General features: G+C 41.8%; 13 protein-coding genes and 1 tRNA gene. 6 read left to right on the top strand and 8 right to left on the bottom strand.

All coding sequences use genetic code 11. The features are described 5' to 3' along the window. Positions 1-95 precede the first annotated feature (95 nt). The 5 genes from R3O62_RS03560 to pnp form a co-directional block, all read right to left on the bottom strand. A complete protein-coding gene (locus R3O62_RS03560) occupies positions 96-1,712 on the bottom strand; it encodes a SusD/RagB family nutrient-binding outer membrane lipoprotein (protein WP_005811586.1) in 1,617 nt (538 codons plus the stop codon). 12 nt (positions 1,713-1,724) lie between these two features. Beyond that, positions 1,725-5,045 (bottom strand): TonB-dependent receptor, encoded by a 3,321-nt coding sequence (locus R3O62_RS03555; RefSeq protein ID WP_080714257.1) that lies wholly within the window; start codon positions 5,043-5,045, stop codon positions 1,725-1,727. A 259-nt stretch (positions 5,046-5,304) separates the two neighbouring features. Further along, a complete protein-coding gene (locus R3O62_RS03550; RefSeq protein ID WP_005811580.1) occupies positions 5,305-6,237 on the bottom strand; it encodes a FecR family protein in 933 nt (310 codons plus the stop codon). A gap of 100 nt (positions 6,238-6,337) precedes the next feature. Next, positions 6,338-6,898, bottom strand: coding sequence for an RNA polymerase sigma-70 factor (locus R3O62_RS03545; protein ID WP_032530804.1), 561 nt, complete (start codon positions 6,896-6,898; stop codon positions 6,338-6,340). A gap of 163 nt (positions 6,899-7,061) precedes the next feature. Next, positions 7,062-9,188 carry a polyribonucleotide nucleotidyltransferase gene (pnp, locus tag R3O62_RS03540; RefSeq protein ID WP_005811578.1) on the bottom strand — a complete coding sequence of 709 codons (2,127 nt, stop codon included), beginning with the start codon at positions 9,186-9,188 and terminating at the stop codon, positions 7,062-7,064. 196 nt (positions 9,189-9,384) lie between these two features. Between pnp and R3O62_RS03535 the strand changes: the two genes are divergently transcribed. The 3 genes from R3O62_RS03535 to R3O62_RS03525 all read left to right on the top strand — a co-directional run bounded on the left by R3O62_RS03535 (position 9,385) and on the right by R3O62_RS03525 (position 11,638). Then, a complete protein-coding gene (locus tag R3O62_RS03535; RefSeq protein ID WP_005811576.1) occupies positions 9,385-10,536 on the top strand; it encodes a thioredoxin-like domain-containing protein in 1,152 nt (383 codons plus the stop codon). Between the two features lie 181 nt (positions 10,537-10,717). Further along, entirely contained in the window at positions 10,718-11,182 is a 465-nt protein-coding gene (gene greA / locus R3O62_RS03530) for a transcription elongation factor GreA (RefSeq protein ID WP_005782039.1), read from the top strand. Positions 11,183-11,233: 51 nt separating this feature from the next. After that, the gene (locus R3O62_RS03525; RefSeq protein WP_032530810.1) at positions 11,234-11,638 is read left to right on the top strand and encodes an HIT family protein; all 405 of its coding nucleotides are present in this window, start codon (positions 11,234-11,236) and stop codon (positions 11,636-11,638) included. A gap of 72 nt (positions 11,639-11,710) precedes the next feature. Here R3O62_RS03525 and R3O62_RS03520 read toward each other — a convergent pair whose 3' ends face one another. Then, the gene (locus R3O62_RS03520) at positions 11,711-12,793 is read right to left on the bottom strand and encodes a mannose-1-phosphate guanylyltransferase (RefSeq protein ID WP_005811573.1); all 1,083 of its coding nucleotides are present in this window, start codon (positions 12,791-12,793) and stop codon (positions 11,711-11,713) included. Positions 12,794-12,949: 156 nt separating this feature from the next. Here R3O62_RS03520 and R3O62_RS03515 point away from each other — a divergent pair. Further along, positions 12,950-13,033 (top strand) — tRNA-Leu (locus R3O62_RS03515). An 85-nt stretch (positions 13,034-13,118) separates the two neighbouring features. Here the strand turns inward: R3O62_RS03515 and R3O62_RS03510 are convergent. Beyond that, positions 13,119-13,583 (bottom strand): hypothetical protein, encoded by a 465-nt coding sequence (locus R3O62_RS03510; RefSeq protein WP_234164402.1) that lies wholly within the window; start codon positions 13,581-13,583, stop codon positions 13,119-13,121. A gap of 367 nt (positions 13,584-13,950) precedes the next feature. On the opposite strand from R3O62_RS03510, the gene R3O62_RS03505 reads away from it, so the two are divergent. Both R3O62_RS03505 and R3O62_RS03500 read left to right on the top strand, forming a co-directional pair. Next, positions 13,951-14,472, top strand: coding sequence for a methylated-DNA--[protein]-cysteine S-methyltransferase (locus tag R3O62_RS03505; RefSeq protein ID WP_234164403.1), 522 nt, complete (start codon positions 13,951-13,953; stop codon positions 14,470-14,472). A 6-nt stretch (positions 14,473-14,478) separates the two neighbouring features. Then, the gene (locus tag R3O62_RS03500) at positions 14,479-15,333 is read left to right on the top strand and encodes a methylated-DNA--[protein]-cysteine S-methyltransferase (RefSeq protein WP_032531590.1); all 855 of its coding nucleotides are present in this window, start codon (positions 14,479-14,481) and stop codon (positions 15,331-15,333) included. A 24-nt stretch (positions 15,334-15,357) separates the two neighbouring features. On the opposite strand, the gene R3O62_RS03495 is transcribed toward R3O62_RS03500, so the two are convergent. Then, on the bottom strand, positions 15,358-16,194 hold the full coding sequence (locus R3O62_RS03495; protein ID WP_022012266.1) for a response regulator transcription factor: 837 nt from the start codon (positions 16,192-16,194) through the stop codon (positions 15,358-15,360). Position 16,195 lies beyond the last annotated feature (1 nt).

Genomic DNA, 16,195 nt, shown 5'->3' with positions numbered 1-16,195 from the left:
AAGGGACAAAGCCCCCCGACTTTGCCCCTTCCAATCTTTTTTCCCGTAACTAATACGAAGAAAACACCACTAATTAAAATTTATACCTTTGTGTGTCAGAAATTTCTTCCGGTGTCCCACCACAGGCGAGTGCCGCAATTATCGGCTCCACCCAAAGCATTTACCAGTTGAGTATATTGTTCCGGGTTTGTTGTTTTGATACCTACGAAGAAGTTCAGTCGGCGTGGCCCGATGCCGGTGTCTACTGTACCCTCACTCTGATTAACCAAAACAGGGAATAATTTCGGATAACCTGTACGACGTTGTTCTGCCCAAGCTTCTCCTCCTTCCGGATACATGGCCAGCCATTTTTGTGTAATGATACGTCCCAGTTTATCTTCATTGCTGGCAGCATCGTCCCATTTTGGGGTCAGCGTATTGACAGCTTTCACATTATTCTCCGCTTTGAAAGCATCTATGTAGTCTGCAGGTTTCTTCTCGCTTTCCAGGTAAGCTTCTGCTCCTGCAGCACCCCATTGGGTAAATGATGCTTTTACACCTTTTTCATAACAATCCTTGACGGACTCACTACTCCACCCCCTCAGAGCTGCTTCGGCACGCAGGAACCATATTTCGGCAGGAGTCATTAGTATGGCGTCGGTTTGCTGGGTGATAGTGCTTTTGGAATGTCCGTTGTAGTTCTGGTGATTGAAACCCGTTCCCTGGCGGATTCCTTTGTAAGTACCCTTGTAGTTAATAATACTTGTTGCGTCGGAGCCGGCTGCTTTATTAAAGTATTTTTCCAGACGGGGATCTTCATAGCCTACTAACAAGGACTCCATATTGGCGTTCATAAACACCTCGCCCCATCCAATATTGATTTCTCCGAAAGGGTTGGTATAGCCCGACGCTGTCGATACGGCTATCACCTCATCATTTCCTTCCAGCAATCCTTCTTTGTCTGTAAGGGATTTCTGCGCCTCTGCAACAGCCAGTTTAGAGTCCGCCATGGCGATGCGGACAGCCAGGCGCAAACGGAGAGAGTTCGCGAACCGGATCCACTCGCTGAAAGTGCGTTTTCCCTGGGGCATCAGGATATCGAACTTAGCAAAGCTCTCTATCTCCGGATTGGCTTTTTGATATTCACGTATCTTTGCGATACCTTCGTCCAGATCGTTGAAGAAAGCTTTGTAGGCTTCCGGTTGTGTATCGGGAGTAGAACCAGTTTTCGATCCGAATTGGGTGTAAACGATCGGACCATATAAGTCGGACAAACGGTGCATTAGCTCCACCTTCAATATCTTGGTGATGCCATAGAATCCTATATTGTCTTTTTCGTTGATTGTCTCAGATTTCTGGACTTCCGGCATGATGTATCCGTAGGTGTTATCCCATGTGGAACCGTTCCATCCGTCCATCATATAATAAGTGCTGTTGTTCTTCCCCTCGTTGAAGGGTTTGAAGTCATGCACGTATCCCGAGAATAAATCCGCTCCCAGATTTTGCATGGTCTGGAAAGGCCAGTTCTTACCGCTTCCCCAATCGTAATTGAAGTAGATTCCTTGCTGGATAATGCCCAGTGGAATACCATAATAGTTGAAATCCTGTTTCTTGCTATCGTTATCGAATCCCGCTTCGTTGGTATTGAATGATTCGAAAGAATCGGTACAGGCTGAAAATCCGATCAGTCCTCCTAAGAGTATACTTGCTATATATTTGATATTGTTTTTCATGATGAATCTCTTTTAGAATGTGAACTTAATATTGAAACCTAAGCTGCGGGTAGTCGGCATGCCGAATACGTCAATACCCTGATTATCGTTACCTGTTGAAAGAACAGCATCCGGATCGAACGGAGCTTTCTTGGAGATGAAGAACAGGTTGCGTGCTACGAATGACAACTGGACATCTTTGAAAGCACCGCCGGCTTTGGCCAACCAGCTTTGAGGAAGTGAGTAGCCTAATGAAAGTTCGCGGAGGCGGATGTTGGTAGCATCGTACATATAGTATTCCGTACATCCGTCACGTCCGCTGACTGCGGTATAAAACTTTTGCGGTTTCACTTGGGTTCCATCGACATTGACATAACCTGCATCACGGGCTTTTCCACTGTTCAGGCTGACACCTCTTTGGTCAAGTTCGGCCTGAGTCTGTGAAAGTACATCGCCACCGAAACGTCCGTCAATCAGGAAGTAGAGTGAGAAACCTTTGTAAGTGAAAGTATTGCTCCATCCCAACATAAAGTCCGGATTACAGTTTCCTACTTTTTCTGTATTGCCGCCACCGATAACGTTTGGAATCTTGTCACCGTCTGCGTCTGCAGTGAACACCACTTTGCCATTCTTGTCACGCTCGAATGCCTTGCCATAAATATCACCGAATGAACCACCTTCTACCAGGCGCATGGAGTAGGAGGAAGAGAAACTTTCGTCACCATAAACAAATGTTTTCAGGTCCGGATGAAGCTTGATAATCTTGTTTTTGTTGGTAGAGAAGTTAAATTGAGTCTTCCAACGGAAAGCGTCATTCATCACCGGAGTGGCTCCTAAAGTGATTTCTATACCTTCGTTCTGAATGTTACCGGCATTTACCATGTAGTATTTATACTCGGCACCTGCCGATGAAGGCAATGTAAATAACTGATTCTTGGTGTTGGTACGATAATAGGTGAAGTCAAAATCCAGTCGGTAGTTGAAGAATTTCCATTCGGTACCGATTTCATAGGAAGTACTCATCTCGGGTTTCAGATCATTGAAAGGAGCTTTAGAGTAAGTAACGATGGCACCACCTGCACCGATGATATCATTACTGCCCGGAATCGTGTTGCTGATGAACAACGGGAGATCGTTACCAACTTTGGACCATGAACCTCTGATCTTTCCGAAAGAAATCCATTCGGGGAGTTTCACTGTATTGTTCAGCACCCATGACAGACCTACCGAGGGATAGAAGAAACTGCTATGTTTGGTATAGGCCAATGTAGACGACCAGTCGTTGCGTGCGGTGACATCCAGATACAGGCTTTCTTTCCAACCTAACTGGGCAGTGCCGAACAGAGACTGTAATACTCTTTTTTGATTGATTTGTTCGTCGATATAAGCAGCCTGTGTCATTTTGATATTGGCTACGGTGAAGACGTTGGGGTAGTACAGTGAAGCTGTTTTGGAGTCCAGTCTCAAAGAATTGACATTCGTACTGTTAATGCTGCCGCCGATTGCGCCATTCAATGAGAAGTCATTCCATTTTTTGTTTATCATAGCCATGACATCACCGTAATACAATGTTTCAGTATGGTTCAAGTCAATATAACGTCCGTTTTGTCCTGATAGGGCAGGAGCAGTAGAAGCGTACATACGTTGTTGATACTGATCGTGTGTGTAATCGGCAGTGCCACGAGCCTGGATATTCAGCCAGTCAGTGATTTTCACGTTGGCGGTCAGTGAAGCGATGGCGCGGGTACGTTTATCGTTGCTGTTGATGCGGTTGGTGATCCAGTAAGGATTCTGTTCCATATCCTGATAAGAAGTATACCAGTTCTGTACATTCATATTACGTGCCGGGTCAAACACTTCGAAGTTGTTTTTATATTCGGATAAGTCTTCACCTCTCGGGAAACCGTAGAGCCCCACCAGCGGATTCATATAATAACCACCGGAAGTCGGACGATTTTTGATTGTTTGTGTCATCAGGTTGACATTGGCGTCCAGCTTTAGATAGTCGTTAAAGAAATTGGCTGTTTCGCGGAAATTCAGATTGTGCTTCTGCATTTTGTTTTTCTCGACTATACCTTTGGCGGTGGTATTAGCATAAGAGAAGTAAGTTTGCATCTTTTCACTGCCGTTCATAAAGGATACGGAATTGATGGCTGTTACACCATTCTGGAAGAAATTATCTGCATTGTCATAATCTTTTAGAGTTGCCTTTTTCCCCCAACCGTTTTTTGCTTCGGGATCCATGGCATAACTGTTTTGGAATTCGGGCAGGCAGATGGCATGGTCTACAGTCAAGTTAGAAGAGAATGTGATTTTCTGGATACCGGCTTTACCCTTCTTGGTAGTAATCAGGATGACACCATTGGCAGCTTGTGAGCCGTAGAGGGCTGCTGCGGAAGCTCCTTTCAGGATACTCATGCTTTCGATATCATCCGGGTTCAGGTTGGAGATACCGTCACCGCCATCACGGTTACCTGCATCGGCAGTACCACCGATGGCTGTGGAAGCCTGTTCGTTGCTGCTATTCAGCATCGGTACACCGTCAATCACATAAAGGGGCTGGTTGTTTCCGCTGATAGAGCGGCTGCCACGAATAGACACTTTGGCTGAGCCGCCCAGTCCGGATGAACTTTTGGTGATTTGTACACCTGCTGTTTTACCGGCAAGGGCATTAATCATATTCGGATCTTTGGCGCGGGTCAGTTCGTCGCCACCTACTTGTTGGGTTGAGTAGGTCAAGGAGGCTTCTTTTTTCTTGATACCCATGGCGGTTACGACTACCTGTTCCAGTGCCATGGCTTCTTCCTGCATCTTTATGTTGAGATTTTGTTGTCCGTTTACCTGTATGTTTTGTGGATGATAACCGATATAGGTAATCGTAAGAATAGAGTTGCTGGGTACATTAAGGCTGAAGTTGCCTTCCATATTGGTGATGCAACCGTTTGTAGTACCTTTCTCCAATACATTGGCACCGATGATGGGATCGCCATTCTGGTCAGTAACTACTCCTTTTACGGTTACTCTGTCCTGCTGGGCTGTTGAGGCGTTATCGTTGTTTTTGGTCAGAACAATGTTGTGCCCTTCCATTACATATTTAATGTTGGTACCTTTAAATGCCTCGTCGAGAACTTCGGATACGGCTTTGTTGTCAGCCTGTACGTTTACTGTACGTCTGGTATCTACATTCTTTTTGTTATAGACAAACAGATATTCCGTCTGAGATTCAATCTTTGATAGTAATTCGCTTACTTTCAGACTTGAACGTGGTATGCTTATTTTAGCATTTTGAGAGTATCCATTCTCACTGTAAGCTTGGAATGCTACGAAAAAGAGAAGGAATAATGTGATCTTCATGGTTAACAATATTTGTTTTGAAACAAAATTTTTTGGGCATAAATGCCTTGGCAAAGAAATTTTTCTCATATCTTTGTAACGTGTTAAGTTAATAAATTGATTAAGGTCGATTTTTGACTGTTTCGAATCGGAAAGTATGGGGGTACTTTCCGATTCTCTTTTTTGAGAATAATGGACTTTCTTTTCTACTTTTTCATGCGTATCTGGTTTTTAATGGTTCGTACTAATTTAAGGTCTATATTGAGCTCTTTCCTTATTTCTATTCAATGATGATACTGTCTTTTTCTTCATTGATGCGGTATGTGAACTTATGATCTTTCTGAATGACTTTCAGAATATGCTCTATGCCATCCTGCTCTTTAAACTTACCTGTACAACGGTAGTTCAGTATTTTCAGATTTCTTACGCTTATGTTCACATTATAATATTTTTCCAGTTTGTTGAGCAGGCTGTTAAGCGGCGCATCATCAAAACAGTATAATCCTTCTTTCCATCTCAGATAATCGTACGAAGGTAAAGTAGTTTTCTTGTACTTTCCGTTGTATGATCCGAAGAACTCGTCTTTGGTCAGTCGGGTGATCACTTGATCACTTCCTACCGGATAGATGTCGACAATACCTTCAATCAAGGTCGTTTCAAATTCGTTACTGCCTTTGTAGGCGCAGACGTTGAAATGGGTTCCTACCACTTTTACCCGGTTTATTTCCGTGTTGACAAAAAATGGTATCTTTTTGTTTTTGGCTACTTCAAAATAAGCTTCTCCGTCCAGCTCTACGTTTCTTTCCTGGCGTCCGAAGTTGGATGCATAAGTCAAAGTAGACTTTGAGTTCAACCATACTTTTGTTCCATCTGCCAGTGTGATTTGTGCACGTTGTCCTGCAGGAACAGTTATGGTTTGCCGGTGAGCTGATTTTTCATATTGGTAATTCTTAAACAAGAACCCACAACTGACAGCTACGATGAGTACGGCAGCAACACGTGCACTCCACTTCAACATCGGGAGAATCCGGTTTTTTTTGTCTCTCCGGTTTATTTGTTTTTCATCCGTGAACAGAGCGATGTCATATAGCATCCGTTCTTTTTGAAATGCTTTCCGGTTTTCGGGAGATGCATCCACCCAGTTTAGAATTAGTTTTTCTTCTTCTTCGGAGGCAGTTCCTTTAAAATACTTGTATAGTAGTTCCTCTTCCATAAAATGTTTTTAGTTTATATATTGTCGGAGGCCTTATTTCCTCTTTCTGTATATATAACAGGATACTCCCGGACAACCCTAAAGGAAAATGAAGTTTTTTTTAGAAAAGTAGGGAAATAAGATAATCTTTGAGCTCAAGCCGCAATAATTTCAGTGCTTTAGTGATATGGAACTCTACACTCTTGATGGAAATACCGAGTTGTTCGGCTATCTTTTTATTGGGAGCATTGTGATAGCGGCTTAATATAAAGATGTGACGGCTTTGTTCCGGTAGCTGTTCAAGTGTTTTATATACAATGCGTTGTATTTCGGTGTTGAAGATCGATTCGGGTTCACAAGCTTCCAAAGTAGCAATGCGGAGGTCGAGTTCCCGCTGTTTGTGTGTGTTGATGGCTTCTTCGGCCCGCATACGTACCTGTTCGTGCTCAAGGTAGTTAAGAGATTTATTCTTGATGATAGTGAGCAATAATGCGTGGAGATTAGAATCTTTTTCCCATTTTTCACGGTTTTCCCACAGGCTGATCATTGCTTCCATCAGGATGTCTTCAGCTGCGGCTTTATTTCGGGTATATGAGTAAGCAAACGACAGAAACCTCTCCTGGTTTTCTTGGAAGAACCGACTGAATAGGTCCATGGTATGAAGACTGTTGTTGCTTGACATGAATAGATTTTAAAGGTTCGTTGGATTTTGTTATGACAAAGCAACATAAACTTTTTGGAATATCAAAATAAAAGAATGACTTTTATGCTGATTGCCGGTTAAAAAATAACCTGGCTATAAATAATAGCCAGGTTATCAATCTGTCAGTAAGGACAGGAATTATTTATTTTTTTTCCGGACGGGGTAACAAAACTTTTCTTGAAAGTTTGAACTTACCTGTCTTCGGGTCAATGTCGATCAATTTCACTTCGATCTCGTCACCTTCTTTGATGCCGGCTTCTTCTACAGTTTCAAGGCGTTTCCAGTCAATTTCTGAGATATGGAGTAGACCGTCTTTTCCCGGAAGGAATTCAACGAATGCACCATAAGGCATGATTGAGCGTACCTTACCTTTGTATACTTCACCTATTTCGGGAACGGCAACAATACCTTTGATCAGGCGGATTGCATCATCGATTGATTTCTTGTTGGTTCCGGAAATCTCAATGCGGCCCACGTTGTCGATCTCCTCGATAGTGATTGTAGCACCTGTTTCTTCCTGCATACCTTGAATGATTTTTCCACCCGGGCCGATTACAGCACCGATAAATTCTTTAGGAATAGTCATTGTTTCGATACGGGGAGCATGATCTTTCAGTTCGGTACGTGGTTCGGCAATTGTCTCCTGGATTTTACCAAGAATATGCATACGTCCTTCTTTTGCCTGGTTCAAAGCACGTTCCAGAATTTCATAAGACAGACCGTCTACTTTAATGTCCATCTGGGTAGCTGTAATACCGTCTTTGGTACCTGTTACTTTGAAGTCCATATCACCCAAGTGGTCTTCATCACCGAGGATGTCAGACAATACTGCATATTTTTCTTCGCCGGCGTTCTTAATCAATCCCATAGCGATGCCCGATACCGGTTTCTTAATCTTCACACCGGCATCCATCAGGGCCAGAGTTCCGGCGCATACAGTAGCCATGGATGAAGAACCGTTTGATTCAAGGATATCTGAAACAACACGTACTACATATGGGTAATCTTCCGGAATCATTCTCTTCAGTGCTCTGTGTGCCAGATTACCGTGCCCGATTTCACGACGGCCTACGCCACGTTGAGCTTTTGCTTCACCTGTTGAGAAAGGAGGGAAGTTATAGTGCAATAAGAAGCGTTCTTTTCCGTGAGCCAGAACGTCGTCAATGATTTTTTCATCCAGTTTGGTACCCAAAGTGACTGAAGTCAATGACTGAGTCTCACCACGGGTAAAGATGGCTGATCCGTGAGGTCCGGGTAGGTAGCCGACTTCACACCAGATAGGGCGAATTTCAGTAGTCTTACGTCCATCCAAACGTTTTCCTTCATCAAGGATACAACGACGCATGGCCTCTTTTTCTACGTCATGGTAATAACGATCAATCAGTGCACCTTTTTCTTCCAACTCTTCTTCGGAGAACTGAGCTTTGAATTCGTCACGGATAGCGTCGAAAGCATCCTGACGTTCATGTTTGTTTCTGTTTCCGGAAGCTGCGATGGCATACGATTTATCGTAGCAGGCATCGTGAACAGCTTTGCGGAGTTCTTCGTCGTTTTCTTCGTGACAATATTCACGTTTTACGGTTTTACCAACCATTTCAGTCAGTTCCATCTGTGCTTTGCAATGTACTTTGATAGCTTCGTGAGCTACTTTCATTGCTTCCAGCAATTCGGCTTCTGATACTTCGCTCATTTCACCTTCTACCATCATGATGTTTTCATAAGTAGCGGCAACCATGATGTCCATATCAGCTTTTTCAAGCTGGTCGAAAGTCGGGTTGATAACGAACTTCCCATCAATACGCGCAACACGTACTTCCGAAATAGGTCCGTTGAAAGGAATATCTGAAACAGCAAGTGCTGCTGAAGCTGCAAGTCCGGCCAATGCATCGGGCATATCAACACCGTCTGCTGAGAAAAGGATAATGTTTACGTAAACTTCTGCGTGGAAATTATCGGGGAATAAAGGACGGAGAGCACGGTCTACTAAGCGGCAGGTAAGAATCTCATAATCAGATGCTCTTCCTTCTCTTTTTGTAAAGCCACCGGGGAAGCGGCCGAATGCTGCAAATTTTTCTTTGTACTCTACCTGAAGCGGCATGAAATCTGTTCCGGGAACTGCATCTTTAGCGGCACAAACAGTAGCTAACAACATGGTGTTACCCATGCGAAGCATCACAGAGCCATCTGCCTGTTTTGCCAGCTTTCCCGTTTCGAGTGTGATGGTTCTGCCATCTCCCAACTCGATCGTCTTAACAATTGGGTTAATCATAAAAATTGTTTTATCTAATATCTTTCTTTCAAAATTCCCGCAAAGATATACATTTATTGCACTAATCTCGTGAAAATGAGATAAAAAGTTAGTGGGAATTTGATTTTTTTCAATTTTGGAGTGAAGAACATGGCAAAATGCTTTGACTAATCTTGAAAAGAAGTATATTTGCAGCTTGAAAAATAACACGCATATTATGAAAAAAGTAACGTTAGTAGCTCTTGCGGCTCTTGCTTTAAGTTCTTGTAATTCTGACCCTAAATTTAATGTGAAAGGAGATGTTTCGGGAGCAGATGGAAAAATGCTTTATCTGGAAGCTTCCGGACTTGAAGGAATTGTGCCTTTGGATTCTGTAAAATTGAAAGGAGACGGTTCATTCAGTTTTAAACAATTACGCCCTGAATCTCCTGAGTTTTATCGTTTACGGGTGGAAGATAAAGTGATTAATTTCTCGGTTGACTCTACAGAAACTGTCAGCATCAAAGCGCCTTATACAGACTTTTCGACTGCTTATACAGTAGAAGGCTCGGACAATTCTGCGAAAATTAAAGAACTGACTCTAAAACAGATCCGTTTACAGAAGAATGTGGATGCGTTGGTAAAAGCTGCGCAAGCCAATCAATTAGGTAACGATGTGTTTGAAGACAGCCTGGCTGTATTGTTGAAGAATTATAAGGATGATGTGAAAATCAATTATATTTTTGCCGCTCCCAATACAGCTTCTGCTTATTTTGCTTTGTTCCAGAAGCTAAATAATTATATGATTTTTGATCCTTTGAACAATAAAGACGATATTAAATGTTTTGGTGCCGTAGCCACAAGTCTGAACAATACTTATCCGCATGCGGTACGTTCGAAGAATCTCTATAATATAGTTATAAAAGGTATGAAGAATACTCGTACCCCCCAGCAAAAGACAATCGAGATACCGGAAGAAAAGATTGCTGAAACAGGTGTGATTGATATTGCTTTGAGAGATATGAAAGGTAATATCCGTAAACTCACTGATTTGAAGGGTAAAGTCGTTCTTCTTGACTTTACGGTCTACCAAAGTGCAGTTTCGGCTCCACATAACCTGATGCTGCGTGACTTGTATAATAAGTATGCGGGCCAGGGGCTGGAAATTTATCAGGTTTCATTGGACGCTGATGAACATTTCTGGAAAACTTCAGCCGATAATTTGCCTTGGGTATGTGTTCGCGATGAAAATGGAATTTACTCAACGAATGCAGCTTTATATGGCGTAAAGAATCTGCCGGCTCTATTCCTGATCAATCGTAACAATGAACTGAGAGCCCGTGGAGAGACGATAAAAGACTTGGAAGGAACTATCAAGTCTATGCTTTAAGTTGTTATAAATTAGAAGTTTTCGTTTAAATATGTTACATAGCATTACTTTTTGCTTGACGCATATCGTTTAAAAGGTTATCTTTGCGAAGAAATAATTGAAAAGAGGGTTCCAGCATGACTCATGTTGGAATTCTTTTTTGTTTTATATGACCGTTAAAAAATAAAAGGAGGAAAACATCATGGCTTATATGTCAGAAGAAGGTTACAAGAAATTGATGGCGGAACTTAAAGAACTGGAAACAGTGGAACGTCCCAAAATCTCTGCGGCAATAGCTGAGGCACGCGATAAAGGAGACTTATCGGAGAATGCCGAATACGATGCTGCAAAAGAGGCTCAGGGTATGCTTGAGATGAGAATCAACAAACTCAAAGCTGTAATAGCGGATGCTAAGATTATCGATGAATCGAAACTGAAAACAGATTCAGTGCAGATTCTGAATAAAGTAGAACTGAAGAATACCAAGAATGGTATGAAGATGACTTATACCATCGTTTCAGAAAGCGAGGCTAATCTGAAAGAAGGAAAGATTTCTGTTAGCACGCCGATTGCTCAGGGATTACTCGGCAAGAAGGTAGGTGATGTTGCTGAGATCCAGGTTCCACAAGGTAAAATCAGTCTTGAAGTAGTAAACATTTCGTTTTAACAAGAGGGCAGGTCCATGCTGGGGCTTGCCCTATTTTATATATATGGGATTATGGCAACAATATTCAGTAGAATCATAGCAGGTGAAATTCCATGCTATAAGGTAGCCGAAAACGAAAAGTTTTTTGCTTTCCTTGATATCAATCCGTTGGTGAAGGGACATACTTTGGTTGTGCCTAAACAGGAAGTTGATTATATCTTTGATTTGAGTGATGAGGATCTGGCTGCAATGCATGTCTTTGCCAAAAAAATAGCCCGTGCTATTGAGAAAGCCTTTCCTTGTAAAAAAGTGGGTGAAGCAGTGATCGGACTTGAGGTTCCACATGCTCATATTCATTTGATTCCTATTCAGAATGAATCGGATATGCTTTTTTCTAATCCGAAACTGAAGCTGGCAGATGAAGAGTTCGTCGCTATTGCTAAGACTATTAATTCTGCTTACGAAGCAGCCCAATAAAATTCTTCCTTCATAATATAGTAAAGGGACTGAACCTGGCGTTCAGTCCCTTTTTTTAGTTTTACGCAGAAATCAAATATAGTCTTCTCCTAATTTCATTTGTGCATCGTTTACATACTTGCGTATGGCATGTTCTTCGTCTTTTTTGCATATCAGCAATACATTGTCTGACTCGGCAACCAGAAATCCCTCTAATCCTTCTATTACAGCAAGCTTGCCTTTTGGCAATACAACGATATTGTCGTTACTGTTATAGATCATAGAATCGCATTTCAGAGTTACATTTCCTTGTTCATCTTTAGGCGATAAGTCGTACAATGATCCCCATGTTCCAAGGTCCGACCATCCGAAATCTCCTAAAGAAACATATACATTGTCGGCTTTTTCCATGATGCCAAAGTCTATTGAAACATTTGGGCATGCCGGGAAGTTTTCTTCGATGAAGGCTTTCTCTTCCGGTGTGCCGTATACATCTTTTCCCGGAGCCAGTTTTGATGCTAATTCTGGAAGAAGAGCTTCTCCTGCTTTGATGATTGTATTGACGTTCCACATGAAAAGTCCGGAGTTCCAATAAAATTCTCCACTCTCGACAAAAACTTTAGCAAGCTCCAACTCGGGCTTTTCCGTGAATGTTTTTACTTTGTAGAAATTATCTCCTTCCTGTTCTGCTATCTGAATATATCCGTATCCTGTTTCCGGGCGATTAGGTTTTATCCCTAAGGTGAGGAGCTTGTCGTATTTTGAAACAAAGTCCAGACCTTTCTCTATGGCGGCTAAGAATTCTCCCTCTTTCAGAATCAGATGATCAGAAGGAGCAACTACGATATTGGCGTTCGGATTTAAAGAGCGTATATGGTAAGAGGCCCATGCGATGCAAGGAGCTGTATTTCTCCTTGCCGGCTCTAACAGAATCTGTTTGGGGTCTAATTCCGGAAGTTGTTCTTTTACCAAATCTGCATATATCGCATTTGTCACAATAAGTATGTTCTCCGTAGGAATAATTTTATTGAATCGATCGAAGGTTTGCTGCAGCAACGAACGACCTGTACCAAAGAAATCCAGAAACTGTTTAGGCATTGTCTTGCGGCTAAACGGCCAGAAACGACTGCCGATACCTCCGCCCATAATTACGCAATAATTATCTTTACTTGTCATGATATTGACTGTTTTAAATGTTTCTGCTAAAATACAGTTTATTCTCTGAAAACCGAAGCGTTTATGAGATGTTTTATTCTTTTTTTCTCCTTTTTTTTATAAAACTCTTGCAGGTTCAAAAAAAAGCCGTATCTTTGCACCGCATTTGAAACCAATGCCCAGATGGCGGAATCGGTAGACGCGCTGGTCTCAAACACCAGTGGATTCACTTCCATCCCGGTTCGACCCCGGGTCTGGGTACGAAAGATGAAGATAAACCCTTGTAAATACAAAGTTTACAAGGGTTTTCTATTTTTCTACTGAAACATTTAATCATTTTCTATAATCATATAAAACAACTTGTGCTGAAGAAATCTCTTACATATGGAATCATAGAGATTCCTTTGCTTAGTTTTCTTGGCGGAAAGCCAAATTTGACTTCATAGTGAGGATTGAAAAGATATAGTTGTTCATTCATAATCTGATATCCGGCTTGTTTTGCGATGTTTCTGAATATTTCAACGCTACATTTTGTCTGTTTAATATTTAGTAGTTCTTTTATAGTATCATCTTTTTCACCGCATAGTTTTAGTAGCCATCTACACAAGAAACGAGGAAGGAGATGTATAAAAGGCAGATGTGAGATAATTTTTCCTTTTGCAATCTGTTGATGTTCTTCGCCACATCCTACTTCCAACACTTTATCGGGGAGATATTCTATCTTGCTTTTTATATATGGAATGTAATCGTTTCTGCAGGTTTGCGCTTGTTCATTAAAATAGCGTTTACGGTCAATATGTCGTTCTTGCATTTCTATTATTGCTTTATCTTTTTAGAAAGAGCTATATTCTATTAAACAATTAGTTTTTAAACAGCCTTTTTAGTATTTATTGCCTCTGTACATTCCATGAAGAGCCAGTGAAGAATTATTAAACAGGTTCTTTTAATGGTTCGGTTGAAGCGTTCATGCAATTAATTCCGCTCTAATTGGTTTTATTATATAAATAACTCATTCGGGAACTGATTTTAGCAAGTTTCGGGTTATTTTTCATTTGGAAACTTCGTACATTTGCTACGTACTCGAACAGAGTGAATGTGTCTGTGTTCCTTGTGCTTCGGATAATGACAGATAAATCAAAGAAACAAAAAGCTATTAATTTTCCAACGAAGAGAGAAATATGAAAAACGTTATTCAGATACAATACTACCAATCACCATGCGGGGAGCTGATATTAGGCTCTTACCAAGGAAAACTTTGCATGTGCGATTGGAACAGGGAAGGAAGGCGGGCATTAATTGACCGGAGAATGCAGAAACTGTTACATGCCGATTATGAAAAGAGTTTATCCGAAGTAATTGTACGAACAATAATTCAGCTGGATGAATATTTTGGCAGGAAAAGAACGGCTTTTGATATTCCGTTGTTCTTTGTCGGTACCGATTTTCAGAAGACTGTTTGGAAAGAGTTGTTGGATATCCCGTATGGGATGACATTATCTTATGGCGATTTATCGCGGAAATTAGGCAATCCCAAAGCTATTCGCGCTGTGGCTGCCGCCAATGGGGCGAATCCCATTTCAATACTTGTTCCTTGTCATCGCGTGATTGGCAGTGACCGTAAATTAGTAGGGTATGGTGGTGGAATTCCTGCAAAGAAGATATTACTTGAACTTGAACTTTCTGACAAAGTGTTTTTTTGAATATAGATGAAGTCACAGCAGGAACTGAATTATAATCGGATTGCAGATGCTATCCGCTTTATTAAAAAGAACTATCGTACGCAGCCTAAATTGGAGGAGATCGCAGAACATATCAATATGAGCCCCTTCCATTTCCAAAGGATGTTTAGCGAGTGGGCGGGAACAACTCCGAAGCGTTTCTTGCAATATCTGAATATTGAGTATGCAAAAAAGATATTGAAAGAAACCCATGCGACACTTTTTGATACAGCCTGCGAGCTTGGACTTTCGGGAACAGGGCGACTTCATGACTTGTTTATAAACATAGAGGGAATGACTCCCGGTGAATATAAAAACGGCGGACTGGCATTGAATATTAATTATTCGTTTGCCGATACACCGTTTGGTAAAATAATAGCAGCATCTACCGATAAAGGTGTTTGTCACATGGCCTTTGTCGATGAAGGAGAGAGGAGAGCTTTTGATCATTTGCGAAGTATATTTCCTAACGCAAAATATGTGCTATCACCGGACACGAAGCAGCAACATGCATTGTCTGTCTTTGATCGGGATTGGAACAGGCTGGAAGAAATCAAACTGCATTTGAAAGGAACGGAATTCCAGTTAAAAGTATGGGAAACTTTATTGAAGATTCCGGCAGGAGGGCTGGCGACTTATGCCGATTTGGCGACCAAATCCGGATACAATGGTGCTTGTAGGGCTGTCGGAACTGCTGTGGGGAAGAATCCGGTTGCTTTTCTGATACCTTGCCATCGTGTGATAAAGGCTACCGGCGAACCGGGAAATTACCATTGGGGAAAGATGCGCAAGAATGCTATTATTGGTTGGGAAGCTGCCCATAAGGATTTCCCGGACCAGTGATCTGTCACCCCTCTGAAAGCCCGGTCAGGAAAGTAGTTTTAGCTCTTTCGCTATTCTGCAAGCTTCAATGGAATTCTTTACCTGGAGTTTCTCCAGTATATTTTGCCGGTGTCGGCTGACGGTATTTTTACTTATGAATAGGGTCCGGGCAATCTCCTGACTTGTTTTCCCCGTATCGATCAGCTTCAATATCACCTTTTCCCTGTCGGATAAAAGGCTGCTGTAGTCCTGTTTTTCCAGTTCTATGGCCTGTCCGTTTGCCGAGTTGATGACCATGCAATTCATGGTAGGATCAGCCGATAAATTGTAAAGGCACAGGGCCAGCCACATGCTATTGCTTGAGTGGGTAGATACATAAAACATCCTGTGCAGGACAGGAACATATTTTCCGGAAGTATTACGCATGCGAAGTTTGCTCATAAGAAAATAATCTGCACGCTTTTTCGCAGGAATCTGTTTCAGGAAGTGATAGAAGCGGAGTTCCTGTACATACTTTTCTGACAGATCATCGGGATGAATCTGTTTAAAGATTTCCTTTTCCCATATTGATTCAAAATTCCGGCTTTCTCCACGTTTGGCTATACCCAACGTTTCGGCTGTTCCCCCATAATAAATGTAGCTGATGTTGGTATGCATATCGCTAAGCACAGCAATTGCATTTTCTATCCGTGCATAGTTGTATGCTATTTGTTTATACTCTTTTAGTTCTTCAGGCAGTTGTTCATCTTTGCAGAAAGGCTGTGCCAGAAACTCTTTGTTCAGTTTGTCAACAATGTCCATATCGGGAAGGGAAATGGTTATTAATAAGCATTGCAGGCTTAGATACAAGCTCTTACCTTTGCAAAGATAATCATAAAACATA

The organism is Bacteroides hominis, from assembly GCF_033042785.2.
Classification (GTDB): domain Bacteria; phylum Bacteroidota; class Bacteroidia; order Bacteroidales; family Bacteroidaceae; genus Bacteroides; species Bacteroides hominis.
This window is presented reverse-complemented; position numbering and strand designations above follow the sequence as displayed.

Coding starts and splice junctions, on each gene's coding strand:
- R3O62_RS03560 (WP_005811586.1), bottom strand. CDS start 1,712: ATGAAAAACAATATCAAATATATAGCAAGTATACTCTTAGGAGGACTG.
- R3O62_RS03555 (WP_080714257.1), bottom strand. CDS start 5,045: ATGAAGATCACATTATTCCTTCTCTTTTTCGTAGCATTCCAAGCTTAC.
- R3O62_RS03550 (WP_005811580.1), bottom strand. CDS start 6,237: ATGGAAGAGGAACTACTATACAAGTATTTTAAAGGAACTGCCTCCGAA.
- R3O62_RS03545 (WP_032530804.1), bottom strand. CDS start 6,898: ATGTCAAGCAACAACAGTCTTCATACCATGGACCTATTCAGTCGGTTC.
- pnp (WP_005811578.1), bottom strand. CDS start 9,188: ATGATTAACCCAATTGTTAAGACGATCGAGTTGGGAGATGGCAGAACC.
- R3O62_RS03535 (WP_005811576.1), top strand. CDS start 9,385: ATGAAAAAAGTAACGTTAGTAGCTCTTGCGGCTCTTGCTTTAAGTTCT.
- greA (WP_005782039.1), top strand. CDS start 10,718: ATGGCTTATATGTCAGAAGAAGGTTACAAGAAATTGATGGCGGAACTT.
- R3O62_RS03525 (WP_032530810.1), top strand. CDS start 11,234: ATGGCAACAATATTCAGTAGAATCATAGCAGGTGAAATTCCATGCTAT.
- R3O62_RS03520 (WP_005811573.1), bottom strand. CDS start 12,793: ATGACAAGTAAAGATAATTATTGCGTAATTATGGGCGGAGGTATCGGC.
- R3O62_RS03510 (WP_234164402.1), bottom strand. CDS start 13,583: ATGCAAGAACGACATATTGACCGTAAACGCTATTTTAATGAACAAGCG.
- R3O62_RS03505 (WP_234164403.1), top strand. CDS start 13,951: ATGAAAAACGTTATTCAGATACAATACTACCAATCACCATGCGGGGAG.
- R3O62_RS03500 (WP_032531590.1), top strand. CDS start 14,479: ATGAAGTCACAGCAGGAACTGAATTATAATCGGATTGCAGATGCTATC.
- R3O62_RS03495 (WP_022012266.1), bottom strand. CDS start 16,194: ATGTTTTATGATTATCTTTGCAAAGGTAAGAGCTTGTATCTAAGCCTG.